The organism is Limosilactobacillus urinaemulieris (genome assembly GCF_932750685.1).
In the GTDB taxonomy this organism is placed as follows: domain Bacteria; phylum Bacillota; class Bacilli; order Lactobacillales; family Lactobacillaceae; genus Limosilactobacillus; species Limosilactobacillus urinaemulieris.
This window is the reverse complement of the sequence record NZ_CAKOBX010000010.1, coordinates 1-19,093: the sequence shown is the minus strand read 5'-3', so window position 1 is coordinate 19,093 and position 19,093 is coordinate 1. Positions and strand designations below refer to the sequence as shown.

Genomic DNA, 19,093 nt, shown 5'->3' with positions numbered 1-19,093 from the left:
AAGTATAGCAAATGTTTAACCAAAGAGGAGGACAACAATAAAGCCAAAATTGACTTTACCAATGTCCTCCCCATTAAATTTCATCCTAATTATTAATTATTCAATTCTTTTACAAACTTACCAATCCGATTAAGGGCTTCATGAAGATCCTCATCAGAGGAAGCATATGAAAGACGAACATAGCCTTCGCCCCCAGCACCAAATGCACTCCCGGGAGTAACGCCGACCTTTGCTTGATGAGCTAATTCAGTAGCAAACTTAACATCGTCCTTACCAAATGATTCTGGAATCTTAGCAAAGATATAGAATGCTCCTTCTGGCGTTGACATTTCAAAGCCAAGATCACGTAGTCCTGCAGTCACAAAGTCACGACGCTTTTCATAGGTCTTACGGAATTCAACTGGATCTTCCTGACCATTATTAAGTGCCTCAACGGCTGCTGCCTGAACATTATCAGTAACAGTTGTTACCAAGAAGGCGTGCATTTTACCAATGCTGCTCATAATCTCTTGAGGACCAGCCACATATCCTAGACGATAACCAGTCATTGCATGTGACTTCGATAGCCCTGAAATAAAAATTGTTCGTTCCGGGATCATTGAAGTTAACGAATAATGTTTAACCCCGTAAACAAGATCACTATATATTTCATCCGCAATCGCGTACAAGTGATGCTTTGTCATTACCTTAGCTAACCCCGCCAAAGTTTCCTGAGGATATTCACGACCAGTAGGGTTACTTGGGTAGTTTAGAAGAACCGCCCGCGCACCATGGCCTTCCTTTTGCAATACTTCTTCAAGTCTTTCGGGAGTCAGCACAAAGCCGTCTGCTGAAGTGTCGACTTGAATTGGGGTAGCACCGGTCATTGCTACTAATGGGAAGTAAAGTGCAAATACTGGTGTTGGGATAATTACCTTATCACCAGTATTTAATAAAGCAAAAAGAGTTGATGCTAATGCTTCTGTTGCACCAACGGTTACCACAATTTCACTTTCAGGATCGTATTTAACGCCACGAGTCCGTTCAACATACTTAGAGATTGCTTCAAGCAATTCTGGTTTCCCCATTTGTGGTGCATAGTGGGAATCATTATCTTGAATACTCTTAATTGCAGCTTGCTTAACATGTTCAGGGGTATTCATATCCGGTTCACCAAGAGTTAACTTAATGATTCCGGGAATATTAGAAACTGAGCGATCAAATGCCCGGATTCCAGAAGGCGATGTTGCAGCTAATTTATGGTTAATAGTACCTGTTAAGTCTGATGACAACTTTGGCATTATAATGGTTCCTCCTTGTTAACAATTGAACATTATAAATATAATTAAGTTTAAATCCTTAAAACTTAAACAATTTAAGTGTACTGTGGAACATATGCCCAAGTCAAGCACCTTTTAATCTTTTTCTTAGAATTATTTAATTTAATAGGTATTTGATGAAAAACAATTAATAAAATAAAGTCTTAATTATCATTGATAAGTCTTGGTACGATTTCCTGGTAACTAGAACTTAATAGAGCGCGGTGAGAAAATCTTCTCTCACACGCGCTCTATCGTTTATCTATCAATCTTACTTAATTTACTCAAGGAAATCCTTTAATTGCTTTGAACGAGATGGGTGGCGCAACTTCCGCAAGGCCTTTGCTTCAATTTGCCGAATCCGTTCACGGGTAACACCAAAGACTTTTCCAACTTCTTCAAGTGTCCTAGTACGACCATCGTCAAGACCAAAGCGAAGCCGAAGAACATTTTCTTCCCGATCGGTTAATGTATCAAGAACATTTTCCAGCTGCTTCTTCATCATTTCATAAGCAGCATGATCGGCTGGACTAGTTGCATCCTGATCCTCAATAAAGTCTCCCAAGTGTGAGTCATCCTCTTCACCAATTGGTGTTTCAAGGGAAACCGGTTCTTGGGCAATCTTAAGAATATTTCTTACCTTTTCAGTCGGCATATCCATTTCAGCACCAATTTCTTCTGGAAGTGGTTCCCGTCCCAAATCCTGAAGTAGTTGACGCTGGATCCGGATCAATTTATTGATTGTTTCTACCATATGAACTGGGATCCGAATAGTCCGAGCTTGATCAGCGATGGCCCGGGTAATCGCTTGACGAATCCACCAAGTAGCATAGGTTGAGAACTTAAAGCCACGCCGGTAATCAAACTTTTCAACGGCCTTCATTAACCCCATGTTACCTTCCTGGATCAAATCAAGGAACTGCATTCCTCGCCCAACATACCGCTTAGCAATGGAAACAACTAACCGCAAGTTGGCTTCAGCAAGTTCTTGCTTTGCTTCTTCATCACCTTGCTCAATCCGGAGAGCAAGGGCAACTTCTTCGTCAGCACTTAACAGGTTTACCCGACCGATTTCCTTCAGGTACATCCGTACTGGGTCATTAATCTTTACCCCAGTGGGAGCAGAGGTATCCTTCATCGCTTTTTGGGACAGCTTTTCGGTAGCTTTTAATGCCCGCGGATCAGGATCACCATTTTCATCAACAACACTAATTCCTGAATCTTCAACGTTTTGGAGTAAGTTGTCAATTCCATCAGCATTCAGTTCAAATGGTTTAGCAACAAGTTCGGTCAGCTCATCATACTTAATGTGTTTGCGCTTCTTGTAAGTACGAATTAACTTACCAACAGCGGTATCGTACTTTTTTTGATCGAAGTTATCACTATTTGAAATGACGATTTCTTTCTTTTTACTTTTTGCCATATTAATTGGTCTCCTCCGCTTTTAATTCTTGTTGCTTCTTTAAAAGTTTTATTAACTTCATTGTTAACTGGGTTGCTAATTCACTGTTATTCAATGAACCAGCCTCTCTAATCTGCGATTGCAATTCTTTGATCTTTTGTGACAGGGGAATTTGCTCCTGAATCAATTGAACACAATCATCAATAAGTTGCATATTAACTACATCATCAACGTTTAGCTGCTCAATTTGACCAAGAGTTGAACGCAAGCTATCTTCTTTCAGGTAATCCATTAGCCCGGCAGCTGAATACTCTCCATGCTCAGAAAAATAACTCTCCGCTAATAAGTATAACGTTTGATAGCGTTCATGTGCAAAGTGAAAATCATTTATTGCCGCTACATGATCCCAGACTTCCTGATCATGGAACATGTACCTTAGTAGTAATTGCTCTGCTAATTCAGTGCGCTTAATTGGATTCCGTTGTGGTGCTGGCGAGCTAGACGGTACCACCGAAATTGCCGCGGGGCTCCCATCATTTTGCGGTAACGCTGCTGGTTGCGAGTGGCGATTTCTTCTCCCTAATTGCCGACTAATATCTTGTAATTGACTTTTTAACGTCGCCTTATCAAGATCAAACTCCTTAGCAAGCTGCGTAAGGTACATGTCTTGTTCCAGTGACGATGAAAGAGTGGCTAGCAGTTTTAAGGATTGTTCTAAGTACGAAATTAACTCGGTTTGGTTGTTAAGATTCTTATTTAACCGATAAAAACGTAAATAAAAATCAACTGGCGTTTCCTCTTGATCAACTAAATACTTAGCAAACTTATCAGCACCGTTTTGTTGAACATATTCATCTGGATCGATTCCTGCTGGTAATTGAACGACACGCAATTGCATTCCTTGTGGCTGGTGATCGCGAAAAAGCGTCACTGCGCGATCAATCGCATTCTGACCAGCAGAATCACCATCATAGCAGATATCGACTTGTCTAACTGCCCGACCGAGAATGCCAACCTGTTCTTCAGTCAGACTCGTCCCCATCGAGGCAACACCATTCTTAACACCAGCACTATAAGCAGAAATAACATCCATAAACCCTTCAAACAGGTATATTTTTGATGTTCCTCGGGCCTCCTTGCGAGCAATATCAAAATTAAAGAGGGTTCGCCGCTTATTAAAAATTGGTGTTTCAGGACTATTTAAATACTTAGGCGTTTCTGCGGGCACCTTCCCAATTACTCGCCCAGAAAAACCGATCACACGACCATTCTGATTACGAAGTGGGTACATTACCCGGTCGACAAACCGGTCATGAAGACCACCATTATTATCTTCTACAAAAAGACCTGATTTACGTAACAACTGGTAATCATTGATCTTTTGCTCCAAAAAAGGCTTCAAAATTCGTTGTTCCGGGGCAAAGCCGAGATTAAAGTCATTAATTAGTTCATCGGTCATCCCCCGCCCTTTCAAATACTTTAATGCTTGAGCACCGGCAGGAGTGTTCATTAGGATATGATGATATAGTTTTGCAGTCTCTTCATGCATTACCATCAACTTACCATTAGGGGTATTATTCTCTTGACGGGTATTTTGCTCACCATTATTGAGGTATTGTGAAGGTAGATCGACATTCGCCAGTTGGGCGACTTCGGCAACGGCTTCGGTAAATGGAATGTGTTTTAATTCCATTAAAAATTGGAACACGTTTCCGCCACGGCCACAACCGAAACAGTAAAAAAATTGTTTCTGTTCATTAACGGAAAAAGAAGGAGTCTGCTCCTCATGAAATGGACAAAGGCCAACAAATCCCTTTCCTGATTGGTGCAATTGCACATAGTGACCAATTACATCACTAATATCTACGGAATTACGAATTCGATCGATGACCTCTGATGGTATTCTTGCCACTAGCTGACACCCCCCCACTGATACTAGAACAGCTACGAAAGGCCGCAACCCCTGCGGAATGCGACCTCCATAACTATTTAGCCAAAATTAACTAATATATATGATACCACAAGTCATCAATAATACAATCAAAAAGGCTTATTTAACAATTAGTTTATCCAAGTTACCAATTAAGTACGTTTGCCGAGCAAGAATTCCTAGCTGAGTCAAACGATTATTCTTTACGCTTTCATCCTTATCCATGATCATGTTTTCATCGAAGTATTCACTAATAATCGGTGCTAATGACCGCAGAGCAGCAAAGTTATCATCAACCGTCCTCTGTGCATTCTTATCAACTAAGTCATTAACGGCATCATAAAGTTTCTGTTCTGATGGATTTTGGAATAAACCTGGGTCAACCTTTACAGAAGAGTCATCATTCCCCTTTTTAGCAATCCGTAATACCCGAGTTAATGCTTCAACAACACCCTTGAAGTTTTCATCATCATGATGGGCTTTGATTGTCTTTGCAGCGTCCAGAACGTTTTCAATATCATCAGATTGAGTATCAGTAACAGTATCAATCACATCATGTTTCATGTGTTGACCACTCAATAACTGGTGAATTCGATCCATAAAGAAGGAGCGAACCTGGGCCGCATTCTTACTAATATCAATATCGACATCAAGCCCAGCTTCATTAAAGCCCTTAATGATTTCCGGTTGGATATTCAATAGTGGCAAATGCCAATTCCGGTCAGCAATAATCCGCACAATCCCGAACGCTTGACGGCGTAATGCATATGGATCATTGGAGCCGCTTGGAATCATGTCAACAGCAAAGAAGCTCATAATACTATCAAGCTTATCAGCAATTGCTAAAGCAGCGCCAACCTTACTCTCAGGTAGATCCCCTTCAGCTGAAACCGGCATGTAATGTTCCCGAATTGCTTGAGCAACAGCCGGCTTTTCACCAAAGAGCTTAGCATAGATTTCACCCATTACACCTTGCAATTCAGCAAATTCACCAACCATTTGAGTTGTTAAATCAAACTTATAAATATGTGCCGCCCGATCAAGATCAGCTAATTCTTCATCACTAAAGTTCAATCGGTTACCAAGAACTGCTGCAATTACGGCAACCCGTTGCATCTTATCGTACATCGAACTGATCTTATCGTGGAAACTAACCCGCTTTAATCGTTCAACGTATTCATCAATACTAATCTTTTGGTCCTCTTCATAGAAGAATTTTGCATCTTCCAAACGAGGTACCAAGACCCGTTCGTTCCCCTTAATCACGTTTTCTAGGTAATCGGTATTACCGTTACGAACTGCAATAAAGTTTGGTAAGAGATTCCCCTCGTGATCACGAAGATAGAAGAACCGTTGGTTATCCTTCATTGAAGTAATTAAAACAGCATCTGGAAGAACCAGGTACTTTTTGTCAAATGAGCCAGCAAAAGCGGTTGGCCATTCAACTAAGTTATTAACTTCTTCTAGTAAATCCGGATCCTTATCAATTACCCAATCATTAGCAGAAACAATCTTATCAATTTGTTCCTCAATTAACTGCTTACGCTTTGTCTGATCAGCAATCACAAAATCATCATGCAAGGCCTTTTCGTAATCAGTTGCTTGGTTTAGTTCAACCTCATGGCCAAGGAAGCGGTGACCACGAGTAGTCCGTCCCGCTTCAACATCAAGAATCTTAAATGGAACTACTTGATCGTTCAAAAGAGAAACCAACCAGCGAATTGGTCGGATAAACTGCAGGTTATTGTATCCCCACTTCATCAAGGTTGGGAAGTTCATTGAAGTAATTACGTCTGGTAGTCCTTGAAGGACTTCAGCTACTGGCTTACCACTGATATGCTTTTCAACAAAGACATATTCAACACCCTTAACTTCTTTAAACTCAATATCGTCTACTGATGCACCTTGTCCACGAGTAAAGCCGATTGCGGCCTTAGTCCAATTGCCGTCTGCATCTTGAGCAATCTTCTTTGCGGGACCCTTTACGGATTCATCAACATCCGGTTGCTTGTCGCTTAGTTCATGAATTAACAATGATAGCCGCCGTGGGGTTGCGAATTCCTGGATCTCGTCAAAGGAAATCCGTTGTTCCTTAAGATAATTAGCTACCCGTTCATGGAGCTGCTTAATACTTGGCGTTACCACATGGGCAGGCATTTCTTCAACACCGACTTCTAATAAGTATGAGTTAGCCATGTTACTTGTCCCCCTTTTGAGCTTGCTTTGCTTTTTTAGCAGCTTGCTTTGCAGCCCGCTGCTTAGCCTTTTCTGCTTTCTTTGTGTACTCGTCTAAGGTCTTTTGCCGAAGCTTTTCATCATGGATAAGTGGGAAGCCCCGTTTACGTCGTTCTTCAACAAAGGCCTTAGCAATTGACTTAGCCATGATCCGAATCCGGTGAAGGTAACCGGCACGTTCCGTAACGGAAACTGCACCACGAGCATCTAATAAGTTAAAAGTATGGCTGCATTTAAGAACATAATCATATGCAGGATGAACCAAACCAAGCTTAATTAGGCGCTTTGCCTCAGTCTCATAATTATTGAACTCTGCTAGCAACATATCCTGGTTGCTCTCTTCAAAGGCATACTTTGAATGCTCGTATTCTGGTTCCTTAAAGATATCGCCATAGAGAACCCCGTCTGCCCATTCGAGGTCGTAAACAGAATCAACATTTTGAATATATTCAGCTAATCGTTCAAGGCCATAAGTAACTTCGGCCGCCACTGGATTCATTGGTAATTCACCAACTACTTGGAAATAGGTAAATTGGGTAACTTCCATCCCATCAAGCCAAATTTCCCAACCAACACCAGCACACCCCATTGAAGGATTTTCCCAGTTATCTTCAACAAAGCGAATATCGTGCTCAAGTGGATCGATTCCTAATTCACGTAAGCTCCCTAAGTAAAGTTCTTGAATGTTATCAGGAGACGGCTTCATGATTACTTGGAATTGATGGTGTTGGTACAAGCGGTTAGGGTTTTCACCATAACGACCATCAGCAGGCCGTCGTGATGGTTCAACGTAAGCAGCATTCCATGGTTCAGGACCAATTGCTCGTAAAAAGGTGTATGGACTCATTGTTCCGGCACCTTTTTCATTATCATAAGCCTGCATTAACATGCAACCTTGTTTTGCCCAGTACTTTTCAAGTGTAAATATAATATCTTGAACACTTAACTTATCAGACATATCGACTCTTCCTTTCAAAAAAGTCCCTGTAGAAACTAGTCTGCGACTAATTTCTACAGGGACGAATTAATTTCGCGGTTCCACCCTGCTTTTTTGTATTACTACAAAACAGCTCAGTTAATACAGCTGCTAAAGTGCCCCACTAATAGGCTAACTCAAAGGCTTGCACTCTCCCTCTGTCGCTCCACATTAACCGTCATTAGCTTTTTCTTTGTCGTTGCTGTAAATATATTTTTATACGTGACTTATGATAGATAAACATTTTCTAAATGTCAATTACTAAATCACTATTTTTTTAATTTCTCTTCCCATTGCCCCATTTGACGAATAAATTGTTTACTTTTTAAATTCAAGCCGACTTCATTGTCATACAACGAGTCCAGCACGAATTGTAATCGTCGTTTTGTTGCGGGATTAATCTTAATGGAATTGAGTTTTTGAAGGTTTAGGGTTGAAAACCGCTGCAAATAATAAACCGTCCGTTGATCGAGGTGCAACCGTCGCTCGTCAAGATGCCAATGATTTCGACAAAGCATTCCACCGTACTGCTCAGAAAAATCCAGTGGCAAATCATCACGGCCACAAACAACACAATGATCCCAGGTTGGGGCAACCCCAAAGCGAACAAGTAATTGTGTTTCAATCACATTTGCAATTACCTGTTCATCAAGGCCGCTGTTGATTAGTTCAAGAGCTGCAGCAACCTGGTTAAACCAGCCGCCAATTCCCTGACCGTCCTGAAATGCACTGTCGACTAACGCTAATATGTATGTCGCATATGCATTTTTACTAATATCAGTGGCAATGGAGCGATACTGACTAGTATCACTTGCAGTGTTAATAAAACTTAAGCCGTTATCAGTTAATGAACCAATATATTCACCATGAGTAAAGGGCAAAATATCTGCAGCCAACCGAAAACCGCGCTTTTTTGCTCCCTTAACAAAGAACATTGCCGGGCCAATTTTATCAGTTAAGATTTTTACTAGGAGATCCCGCTCACGGTAATCACGGCGAAACATTACTATTCCCCTAAAATCAGTGGTAATCCGACTCATTGGGGCTCATCCCTTCAATTAATAATCTTTATTACGGTAACCATAGTCTTTAAGCATTGCTGATTTATCTCGCCAATCTGGAACAACCTTTACCCATAATTGAAGGAAAACCTTATCACCCAAAAGATGTTCAATATCTTGTCGGGCCTTGGTACCGATCTTCTTCAGCATTTGTCCCTTTTTACCAATAATAATCCCCTTTTGTCCGGGGCGTTCAACAATAATATTGGCAGAGATGTGAACATGCTCATCATCTTCACGTTTAACAGAGGTCACGTCAATTGCCACTGAATGAGGGACTTCCTGGCGAGTTAATTCAAAGACCTTTTCCCGAATCATTTCCGCAATTACAAACCGCTCGGGGTGATCACTAATTTGATCGCCAGGGTAATATTGCGGACCATTAGGAAGCGTTTCGATTAGCTTATTAATTAGTGGGTTAACATTATTTCCCTGAAGGGCTGAGATTGGGTAAATTCCGGCAAATGGCAACGCATCTTTATATTGCGCAGTTATTTCTGGCAAGTCATTTGGATTAACCTGATCGATCTTGTTAATTACCAAGAAGATTGGCTGCTTAACGTTTTTTAACCGGTTAATAATAAAGTCATCCCCTGGACCACGATCCTCAGTAGCTGAAACCAGATACAATACGGCATCTACTTCATCAAGAGCTGACAAAGTGGACTTTTCCATAAAGTCACCCAGTTTTGTTTGTGGTTTATGAACTCCGGGAGTATCAATGAACACTATTTGAGCATCATCAGTAGTATAAATTCCCTGGATCTTATTCCGGGTTGTCTGGGCAACATTACTCATAATCGCAACTTTTTGACCAACCACATAATTCAAAAACGTTGATTTACCAACATTCGGTCGTCCAATCAAAGCAACAAAGCCGGACTTATAATTTGGATTATCCATTCTTTCTTCTTCCTTTCTAATAACCTAGTAACTTTATTATCCTTGGTAAAAAGATAATTAGTCCCACTAAAACAGCAAATACTGCAGTAATTAACACGCCACCTGCAGCGACATCCTTCGCCTTCTTAACATTAACATCGTAGTGATGCTCACCAAGTAAATCTGTTACGGCTTCAGTAACCGTATTCAAAAATTCAGCCGAAAAGACAACTAGGATCGCAAGAAGAAGCCACAACCATTCCAACCGATCAACCCGCAACAGGAAGCCAAAAATAATAACTACGATCGCGGCTGCAAGATGATAACGCATATTTCGCTCTTGTGAAATCACATCAAAAATACCGTCCATTGCGTGTCCCATTGCCTGAATCAAGTGATGATTTTTCTCTGTTTGCCGATTATCTTTCGAGACCATACTGATCCAATATCTCCCGTTGTAATGTAAACATTTTCTTTTCGTCCTCCGGCTGTTCATGATCATAACCATTTAAATGAAGGAAGCCATGGACAACAAGAAAACCCAGTTCTCGGTCAAACGAGTGACCGAGAAACTTAGCTTGCTCGGCAACCTTATCAATTGAAATAAAGAGATCGCCAAGATTTACCGGTAATTCAGCTGCTAATTCAGGTTCCAAAATAATCGGTGTTTCATCACCAGATTCCTCAGCAGCAAAACTCAATACATCAGTTGCCCGGTCAACGTGCCGATATTGAGAATTTAATTCCCGGATTTCAGGGTTATTGACTAAGGTTACTGAAATTTCAGTATCATCCGCTAACTTTAATTTATTTCCCGCAAAATCAAGTAGCTTTTTTATTAATTCAATATGGGCTGTACTAACCTTTTCTGAAGTATGATCAAATATTTCTAATTCCATAAGTTAATCCTTTTCCTCGGCCTTCTTCTTCGTTGCCGCTTCCGTTTCCTCATCCCGCTTAATTAACCGTTTTGTTGCATTGGTTTCGTAAGCATTGATAATCCGGGCGACAACGGGATGGCGAACAACGTCTTCTGCCGTAAATTGAACAAATTTAATTGACTTAATGTCCTTCAAAATTCGTTTTGCGCTTACCAAGCCGCTCCGGGTGCCATGTGGTAAATCAATTTGGGAAATATCACCATTGACTACCATTTTTGAACCAAATCCCAGTCGGGTTAAGAACATCTTCATTTGTGCATTAGTGGTATTTTGTGCTTCATCAAGAATAACAAAAGCGCCATCCAAAGTTCGGCCACGCATATAAGCCAGCGGTGCAATCTCAATTACCCCCCGTTCCATTAAGCGTTGAGTATGATCCGCGCCAAAAATATCATTCAGTGCATCATAAATTGGCCGCAAGTATGGATCGATCTTTTCCTGAAGGTCCCCCGGGAGGAAACCAAGACTTTCGCCCGCTTCAACCGCTGGCCGGGTCAAAATGATCCGTTCAACTTCGCCACGCTTAAGTGCAGCCACCGCCATTGCTACGGCTAAGTAAGTTTTCCCGGTACCAGCTGGGCCAATCCCAAAAGTAATATCGTTGTGTTTAATAGCGTTAACGTACTGGCGTTGACCAAAATTTTTCACTCGAATGGAACGCCCACGACGATCCCGAATAATTGTTTCACTATAAAGATCGGCAAAGTAATCTAGCGTTCCTCGATGGGCCATCTTCATTGCACTAACAATATCCGTACTATGAAGGTGAATCCCCTGTTTGCTTAAATTCAGTAAAGCATGGAAAACATCTGCAGTTAATTTAACATCCTCAGGTAATCCCTTGATCTTTAAATTGTCGCCAAAGGGGTTAACGGTAACATTCATTCCTTGTTCATACAAGGAGACGAATTTATCTTGAATCCCTAATAAAGCAACCTCGGATTCTGGACTACTGATTTGAAATGTTTGCTCAATTTCTTCGTTATTTTCTACCAATTAAAATAGCTCCTCTTAGTTAATATAAGTAGATCCTTAGCACATTATATCATAACAAAAAAAGCCAAAGGATGACTCATCGTTAAAATCATTCTTTGGCTATTTTATTCCTTTAAGCAAACAATGGCTAATGATCAGCAAGAAGTTCTTTAGCCTGCTTAATTTGTTCATGTACTTGGGTAAAGCTTGTTCCTCCAAGCGACTGTCGACGTTTTACAGCCACTTTGGGTTTCAGGCATTCATAAACATCCTCCTGAATTTTTGAATTAATTTCCTGGTATTTGTTTAACGGAATGTCGCTTAGGTTCGTCCCCGTCTTTAATCCTTGAAGAACTAACTCCCCAACAATTTCGTGCGCCTGACGGAACGGAATGCCCTTAGTTGCTAAGTAGTCAGCAAGCTCAGTAGCGTTAGAAAAATCATTATGAGTTGCATGTTCCATCCGTGCCTTATGGACATGTAGCGTTTTTACCATTCCAGTCATAATTTTAGTTGAAGGGAGAATTGTTTTAACGGCATCAAAAATGCCTTCCTTATCCTCTTGCATATCTTTATTGTACGCTAATGGCAAGCTCTTCATTGTCGTCAAGAGACCAACCAGATCACCATAAACACGACCGCTCTTTCCCCGAATCAATTCAGCCATATCAGGGTTCTTCTTTTGGGGCATAATTGAGCTCCCAGTCGAATATTCATCCGCTAACTCAATATAGTTAAATTCGTAGCTACACCAATAAATAATCTCTTCACACAAGCGAGACAGATGCATCATAAGAATACTAGCATTACTCAAGAATTCTAAGACAAAGTCACGATCCGAAACTGCATCTAACGAATTAGCATACGGCTGGTTAAAGCCTAATAATTGAGAGCTTAGTTCACGATCAATTGGGAAAGTTGTCCCTGCTAAAGCGGCAGCTCCTAGTGGTGAAATACTTGTATGCTGTTTATTAAATTCAAACCGTTCAATGTCCCGCTGAAACATTTGAAAATATGCCATCAAGTAATGTCCATAAGAAATTGGTTGGGCATGTTGCATGTGCGTATAACCGGGCATAATTGTCTCCACATTTTCTTCGGCCTTGGCAACTAAAACCCGTTGCAAACTGCGTAAAGCCTGAATAACTAATGGCAAGCGTTCATTAACGTATAAATGTAAATCTGTTGCCACTTGATCATTTCGGCTCCGCCCAGTATGGAGTTTCCCCGCTACAGGACCGATCTCTTCAGTTAGTAATGCTTCAATATTCATATGGATATCTTCATTATCAACTGAAAACGTTAGCTTGCCTTGGTGTAACTTCTGTTCAAGCTTTTCTAAACCAGCAATAATTTGATCAGCGTCATTTTCTGAGAGAATATTAGTTGCTTTTAACATCTTTACATGAGCCAGTGAACCATGAATATCTTCCTCGGCCATCTCCTGATCAAATCCAATTGACGCACCAAAATTGTTAATAAAGTCATCACCGGCTTCTTCAAACCGGCCACCCCACATTCGCTTAATTGACATCAGCAGTCACACCTTTATTATCAATTTGATCTTGCTTTGTTGCCAATGCTTTTTGCTGAACTTGGGCATAGACCTTATCAGGAAGTTCCCATAGCTTGATAAACCCAGTAGCTGCTTCTTGGTCGAATTCATCTGCTGAAGTATATGTAGCTAGATTCTTATCATAAAGCGAGTTAGGCGACTTCCGTCCTTCACAGATTACGTTCCCCTTAAATAGCTTTACCCGAACAACACCATTGACAACTGCTTGTGCCTGGTCAATAAAAGCAACTAGCGACTTCATTAACGGTGAGTACCAAAGGCCGTTATAAATAATCTCACTCATTTTTTGTTCAACAATTGGCTTAAAGTGGGCTAGTTCACGCTCTAAGGTTAGGTCTTCCAAATCTTTATGAGCGGCCAGTAATACAGTTGCTGCCGGACATTCATAGATTTCCCGTGACTTAATCCCGACCAACCGGTTTTCAACGTGATCAATTCGACCAATTCCATGACTACCAGCAAGGTGATCTAATTTCATAATCAATTCATCAAGCGGCAACTTCTCACCATCAATAGCTGTTGGAACTCCTTCTTCAAAACTAATCTCGATTGTTGTCGGGGTATCAGGAGCATCCTCAATCGCTACTGTTCGGTCGTACGCATCAGCTGGTGCAGCAGCCCATGGATCTTCAAGAATTCCACATTCATTTGCCCGACCCCAGAGATTTTCATCAATTGAATATGGGCTAGCCTTAGTAATTGGAACCGGAATATTATTATCCTTGGCGTATTGGATCTCCTCTTCCCGTGACCAATGCCAATCACGAATTGGATCCTCGATCTTCATTTCTGGAGCAAGAGCATGAATACCGGCTTCAAAACGAACTTGATCGTTCCCCTTACCAGTACAACCATGAGCAATTGCGGTGGCGCCATATTCACGGGCAACAGCCACCAGTTTTTGAACGATTAATGGACGGGATAGTGCAGAAACAAGTGGGTACTTTTGCTCATACATTGCGTGTGCTTGAAGCGCTGGCAAAACAAATTGTTCAGCAAAGTCATGTTTAGCATCAATTACTACTGACTTCCATGCACCAACTTGCTTTCCCTTTTCTTTAATTGCTTCAAGATCTTTTCCTTCACCAACATCAATACAACATGCAATTACGTCATATCCTTTATTTTTTAACCACGCAATTGCAACCGAAGTGTCTAAACCACCGGAATAAGCTAATACAATTTTTTCTTTTGTCATCTGTATATCCTCCATCCATTTTAGAAATTGATAATAAATATACAATCGATATTAATTTAAAGCAAGTAAAAATCACTTATTAGCAATTTTTATTCAAAAATAATAATTTACTATGTATATTAGCAAATAAAAAATTCCCTTCATTTTAGCTGGCTGAGCCTAATTGCTAACCTAAATGAAGGGAATTCTGCTTAATTATTTAATTTTGGAAATTAATCACTTGTTCATTCTGAAGTGGGTATTCCATTAACTCAGTTTGATCTAACCGATCCTTTTCCAATTTGACCGCATTAATTTGGTTATTACCATATGTTGAATAGTAAAAGGTTCCCGTAGTTAGATTAATACCGTCAGAATAAATTGTATATTCAAATTGTCCAGGAGCTACTTGATCGAGCCCCTTTTGTTGTTCAACCGCATGCAGATTATGAAAATAATTAGTAATATTTTCTATTTCTGATTTTCCCTTAGGAGCATGCGCTTTGGTAAAGACTTCTTTAACAAAGCGACTTCCTGAATCCATCCCACCCGGTAAAAAGTGAGAGCCAAATCCACGGCTATACGTATTGAGCTTAACTTCAGGAACCAAAGTGTTCTTTGGATAATCCGGCGAAACACTTTGATAGTTGCTCAAGTTTAATAGTTGTTTAGGAAATTCGGGATTATTAGTCAAAACACCGACAGGATTATCGTAAACTTTTAACCCCTTTATTGTTGATTCAACCACAATTGCCTCACCGGACTTATCGGCAATAAGCCAGTGAAGTGGTGACAAGTGGAGCTTTGCGGAGAAATCAATCTTAACCAAGTTCAAATTACTAAGTAGTTTACGTGCCTCAGCAACCGTTTTACATTGACCTAAAATGTAAGGGATAAATTCGAATGGTGTTACGTTATTCTTTGCTGGATCTTCCGGAAAATAATGGCAAGGTCCGTCAAAGTTTAAACCAGCCATTCCCAATCCTTTTTCATTTGCTCCGTCAAAATACAATGGATAACCATCCTCAACCAATGCCATCCCGGTAATTGCATAGTGCTGATCTAGCGATGGTCCTTTGCGGAATTTAAATGGATAATTTCGTGGTGTCACAACTACTTCCTGGCCAAAAGAAATTTCCAAATCAAGATTCCGACCGAAATAGCTGTCACCAGCTGTATAAATAATCGATGTACACATAATTCTTATCCTAATATAAAGCTACTTATTCAATTCTTCCTTAACGGTTTGGTTAACTAATTTACCATCAGCTTGTCCCTTAACCTTAGGCATCACAGCACCCATAACCTTACCAAAATCCTTCATGCTAGAAGCATTAACTGCCTTAATTGTTTCATCAACAATCTTCTTAACATCAGCAGCAGAAAGTTGTTGTGGCATATATTTTTCGACAACTTTCATTTCCGCCTTAGTTTTGTCAACCAGATCTTGACGTCCTGCTTGTTCAAATTCCTCAAGTGATTCTTTTCGTTGTTTATATTCACGAGCCATTACCGCAACTTCTTCATCTGGAGTTAAATCATGGCCTTGCTCAATCTGTTCATTTTGAACAGCAGCCTTCAACATCCGGACCGTTGCCAATGTTTCCTTATCACGGTTTTTCATAGCAGAAACCATATCTGCAGTTAGATCATTTAATAAACTCATTATCCTGCTCGCTCCTTTGACTAAAATTAAAATGAAAAAACTCCCACCTGACATGGAGAGGTAGGAGTTAAAAAATTAATAACGACGGCGCTTGTTCTTACGCTTCCGTGCCGCTTCAGATTTCAACTTACGTTTTACACTTGGCTTTTCGTAAAATTCACGTTTACGGTATTCTTGCAAAGTTCCGTTGCGTGAAACTGTACGTTTAAAGCGTCGAAGAGCGTCATCCAAAGATTCATTCTTACGAACGACTGTTTTTGACATGTTGATTCCCTCCCTCCGAGCTTAAAGTTACGTATTAGAACGGTATAACCCCGTTCTTTCACTACAAAAGCAATTGTAACCAATTAGATTCTGGGTGTCAATATTACTTCCTAAATATTTAGGATAAATTTTCTTACTATAATATTAATCTGATCTCTGCATTGAAAGCGATTTTATTCATTTTTATTTGAATTATTCGAAATTATTGAATAAAATACGCTATTTTTTAAATAACTATTGCATATTTAATCATATAGTCGTATATTACATACCAATGTATTTATTTTAAGAAATTGAAGGAGTTATTGATTATGAAATGTTTCAAACATTGGTTAATGCTAATAATCATCGCGTTCCCAATACTGTGCGCACCAGTATCAGCATTAGCCGCCGATGAAAGCAGCAGTTCAAGTTCAGCTACGAATACTTCACAGGTAGCTGAAAATGATTCACTGCAAAAGATTAAACAAAAAGGAACACTCGTTGTCGGGACAAGTGCCGATTATCCGCCATATGAATTTACGACCAAGGAACATGGCAAAACAAAGTATGTTGGCTTTGAAGTATCGCTCATGAAGCAATTTGCTAAAGATATTGGGGTTAAACTAGTAATTAAAAATATGGACTTTGATTCACTTTTAGTTGCTCTAGAAACCGGAAAAATTGACTGCATTGCTGGGGCAATGAACATCACCAATGAGCGGAAAAAGAGTGTTGACTTTTCTGATGTCTACTATACCGGTGACAGCTACTTCCTAATCAATAAGAGTGACAAGGATAAGCTGGTTAATGCCAAAAGTTTTAATGGTAAGACTGTTGGTGCCCAAAACGGGACCTTACAATCAACAATGATTTCTAAGGACATGCCACAGGCTAATGGTAAAGGATTAGCAAAGCTTTCTTCATTGGTAATTGGTTTACAGTCCCATAAATATGACGGTATTTTAATGGATGCGGCGACTGCAAAGGCATACGCATCTAATAATTCTAACCTCTACGCTTTTAACTCAAAGTTACCGGTTACTGCTGGCGGAATCGCCCTCGCCTTTCCAAAGGGTGACACCTCCCTCGTAAATGCCGCTAACCAAACGATCAAAAAAGTCAACGACGAAGACTTAATTAATAAGAAATGGATTCCAGAGTCAGCCCAATATATGAAGAGCTACAAAAAGCAAAATACTGTTCTTAGTTACTGGCGTTACTTTGCAAAGGGGCTCGAATACACACTAATTATTACTATCGTCTCAGTATTCTTCGGCTTCATTTTAGGAACCCTCTTCGCTCTCATGCGTCTTTCAAAGAACAAGCTTCTGCATACAATTGCGGTTTGCTATATTGAATTCCTCCGGGGAACACCAATGATGGTTCAAATCATGTTTGTTTACTTTGGTATTGGTGCAATTATCCAATCCCTCCCCGCCTTGCTTGCCGGGATTATTGCCGTTTCGTTAAATTCTGGAGCCTACGTTGCTGAAATCATTCGTTCTGGAATTCAGTCAATTCCACTTGGTCAAACTGAAGCAGCTCGGAGCTTAGGAATGGATAAAAACAAGGCTTTCCGTTATGTAATCATGCCGCAAGCGCTTAAGAATATTTGGCCTGCTTTAGGAAATGAATTAATTACCTTGTTAAAGGATAGTTCACTAGTTTCCGTTATTGGTGTAACTGAATTAATGTTCCAAACACAATTAGTTCAGTCAGCAACCTACAAAGGAGTTCTCCCACTATTCATTACTATGATGATTTACTTCATCTTAACGTTTACACTTTCCAGAATTCTACTTTACTTTGAAGGGAGAATGAAACATGTCCACTAAAATGATTGAAATTCAAAATTTGCAAAAAAAGTTTAAGAATAACACTGTCCTTAAAGATATCACTGAACATGTCGATAAGGGTCAGGTTATCTGTGTCATTGGTCCCTCTGGTGCTGGTAAAAGTACCTTCCTTCGTTGCCTGAACTGTCTCGAACAGCCAACTAGCGGCAAGGTATTCTTTGAGGGAAAAGACTTAACTAAGATCAACGATAAGCAACTTAATCAGTTACGGGAAAAGATGGGAATGGTTTTCCAAGGATTTAACCTCTTCCCAAATATGAACGTGATTGAAAACATTAAACTAGCACCAATGAAGGTTAAAAACATCCCCGAGAAGCAGGCCGAAGAAACTGGAATGAAACTTTTGGAGAAGGTCGGTCTAGCAGAAAAGGCAAAGCAATATCCTGACCAGCTATCTGGTGGGCAAAAGCAACGGGTAGCAATTGCTCGTGCTTTAGCGATGGATCCCGAAGTAATGCTCTTTGATGAACCAACAAGTGCCCTTGATCCAGAAATGGTTGATGAAGTGTTAACTGTAATGCATGATCTCGCTGATTCTGGAATGACAATGGTAGTTGTTACTCATGAAATGGGATTTGCTCATGAGGTAGCAGATCAAATCTGGTTTATGGCCGATGGTTATATTCAGGAAACTGGTAAGCCAGATGAATTTTTTGCCCATCCAACAAGTGACCGGGCAAAGGAGTTCTTAAAGAAGATTCTAAAGTAATTAAGGATCTATAATAAGCATTGATAATATCCAGTAAAATTAAAAATGGACAGAAAAAACAAACCGTTTTCTCTGTCCATTTTTAAGGGTATACACTTTCTGGTATTGATAAAAAATCAATGCCAGTTTTTTTGTACACAAAAAGGACAACTGCTGTCCTCGT

The 19,093-nt window shown here is 40.2% G+C and carries 17 protein-coding genes; 2 read left to right on the top strand and 15 right to left on the bottom strand.

All coding sequences use genetic code 11. The annotated features are described in order from the left end of the window. Positions 1-92 precede the first annotated feature (92 nt). The 15 genes from MR181_RS07535 to rpsU form a co-directional block, all read right to left on the bottom strand. Positions 93-1,280 carry an aminotransferase class I/II-fold pyridoxal phosphate-dependent enzyme gene (locus MR181_RS07535; protein ID WP_191911246.1) on the bottom strand — a complete coding sequence of 396 codons (1,188 nt, stop codon included), beginning with the start codon at positions 1,278-1,280 and terminating at the stop codon, positions 93-95. A 298-nt stretch (positions 1,281-1,578) separates the two neighbouring features. Next, positions 1,579-2,721: an RNA polymerase sigma factor RpoD gene (gene rpoD, locus MR181_RS07530; protein ID WP_191911245.1), complete on the bottom strand. Its 1,143-nt coding sequence runs from the start codon at positions 2,719-2,721 to the stop codon at positions 1,579-1,581. A 1-nt stretch (position 2,722) separates the two neighbouring features. Next, positions 2,723-4,612: a DNA primase gene (gene dnaG / locus MR181_RS07525; protein WP_242336659.1), complete on the bottom strand. Its 1,890-nt coding sequence runs from the start codon at positions 4,610-4,612 to the stop codon at positions 2,723-2,725. Between the two features lie 138 nt (positions 4,613-4,750). Beyond that, positions 4,751-6,826 (bottom strand): glycine--tRNA ligase subunit beta, encoded by a 2,076-nt coding sequence (glyS, locus tag MR181_RS07520; protein ID WP_242336655.1) that lies wholly within the window; start codon positions 6,824-6,826, stop codon positions 4,751-4,753. Position 6,827: 1 nt separating this feature from the next. Further along, positions 6,828-7,823 carry a glycine--tRNA ligase subunit alpha gene (gene glyQ / locus MR181_RS07515; RefSeq protein ID WP_102168668.1) on the bottom strand — a complete coding sequence of 332 codons (996 nt, stop codon included), beginning with the start codon at positions 7,821-7,823 and terminating at the stop codon, positions 6,828-6,830. A 287-nt stretch (positions 7,824-8,110) separates the two neighbouring features. Beyond that, positions 8,111-8,881, bottom strand: a complete 771-nt coding sequence (recO, locus tag MR181_RS07510) for a DNA repair protein RecO (protein WP_242336652.1) — start codon at positions 8,879-8,881, stop codon at positions 8,111-8,113. A gap of 18 nt (positions 8,882-8,899) precedes the next feature. Further along, a complete protein-coding gene (era, locus tag MR181_RS07505; RefSeq protein ID WP_242336649.1) occupies positions 8,900-9,805 on the bottom strand; it encodes a GTPase Era in 906 nt (301 codons plus the stop codon). A 16-nt stretch (positions 9,806-9,821) separates the two neighbouring features. Continuing rightward, positions 9,822-10,220: a diacylglycerol kinase family protein gene (locus MR181_RS07500; protein WP_191911239.1), complete on the bottom strand. Its 399-nt coding sequence runs from the start codon at positions 10,218-10,220 to the stop codon at positions 9,822-9,824. Beyond that, the gene (ybeY, locus tag MR181_RS07495) at positions 10,204-10,683 is read right to left on the bottom strand and encodes an rRNA maturation RNase YbeY (protein WP_242336646.1); all 480 of its coding nucleotides are present in this window, start codon (positions 10,681-10,683) and stop codon (positions 10,204-10,206) included. The genes MR181_RS07500 and ybeY overlap by 17 nt, the downstream gene beginning before the upstream one ends. A gap of 3 nt (positions 10,684-10,686) precedes the next feature. Further along, positions 10,687-11,721, bottom strand: a complete 1,035-nt coding sequence (locus MR181_RS07490; RefSeq protein WP_242336643.1) for a PhoH family protein — start codon at positions 11,719-11,721, stop codon at positions 10,687-10,689. 127 nt (positions 11,722-11,848) lie between these two features. Continuing rightward, positions 11,849-13,234 (bottom strand): argininosuccinate lyase, encoded by a 1,386-nt coding sequence (gene argH, locus MR181_RS07485; protein WP_242336640.1) that lies wholly within the window; start codon positions 13,232-13,234, stop codon positions 11,849-11,851. After that, positions 13,224-14,474: an argininosuccinate synthase gene (locus MR181_RS07480; protein WP_242336637.1), complete on the bottom strand. Its 1,251-nt coding sequence runs from the start codon at positions 14,472-14,474 to the stop codon at positions 13,224-13,226. The genes argH and MR181_RS07480 overlap by 11 nt, the downstream gene beginning before the upstream one ends. A gap of 199 nt (positions 14,475-14,673) precedes the next feature. Next, on the bottom strand, positions 14,674-15,651 hold the full coding sequence (gene bsh, locus MR181_RS07475) for a choloylglycine hydrolase (RefSeq protein WP_242336634.1): 978 nt from the start codon (positions 15,649-15,651) through the stop codon (positions 14,674-14,676). Positions 15,652-15,672: 21 nt separating this feature from the next. After that, entirely contained in the window at positions 15,673-16,119 is a 447-nt protein-coding gene (locus MR181_RS07470) for a GatB/YqeY domain-containing protein (protein ID WP_242336631.1), read from the bottom strand. A gap of 75 nt (positions 16,120-16,194) precedes the next feature. Continuing rightward, positions 16,195-16,383: a 30S ribosomal protein S21 gene (rpsU, locus tag MR181_RS07465; protein ID WP_003716981.1), complete on the bottom strand. Its 189-nt coding sequence runs from the start codon at positions 16,381-16,383 to the stop codon at positions 16,195-16,197. 311 nt (positions 16,384-16,694) lie between these two features. Here rpsU and MR181_RS07460 point away from each other — a divergent pair, with 311 nt between their 5' ends. Then, on the top strand, positions 16,695-18,200 hold the full coding sequence (locus MR181_RS07460; protein ID WP_098044601.1) for an ABC transporter substrate-binding protein/permease: 1,506 nt from the start codon (positions 16,695-16,697) through the stop codon (positions 18,198-18,200). After that, the gene (locus MR181_RS07455; RefSeq protein ID WP_277956502.1) at positions 18,190-18,930 is read left to right on the top strand and encodes an amino acid ABC transporter ATP-binding protein; all 741 of its coding nucleotides are present in this window, start codon (positions 18,190-18,192) and stop codon (positions 18,928-18,930) included. The genes MR181_RS07460 and MR181_RS07455 overlap by 11 nt, the downstream gene beginning before the upstream one ends. Positions 18,931-19,093 lie beyond the last annotated feature (163 nt).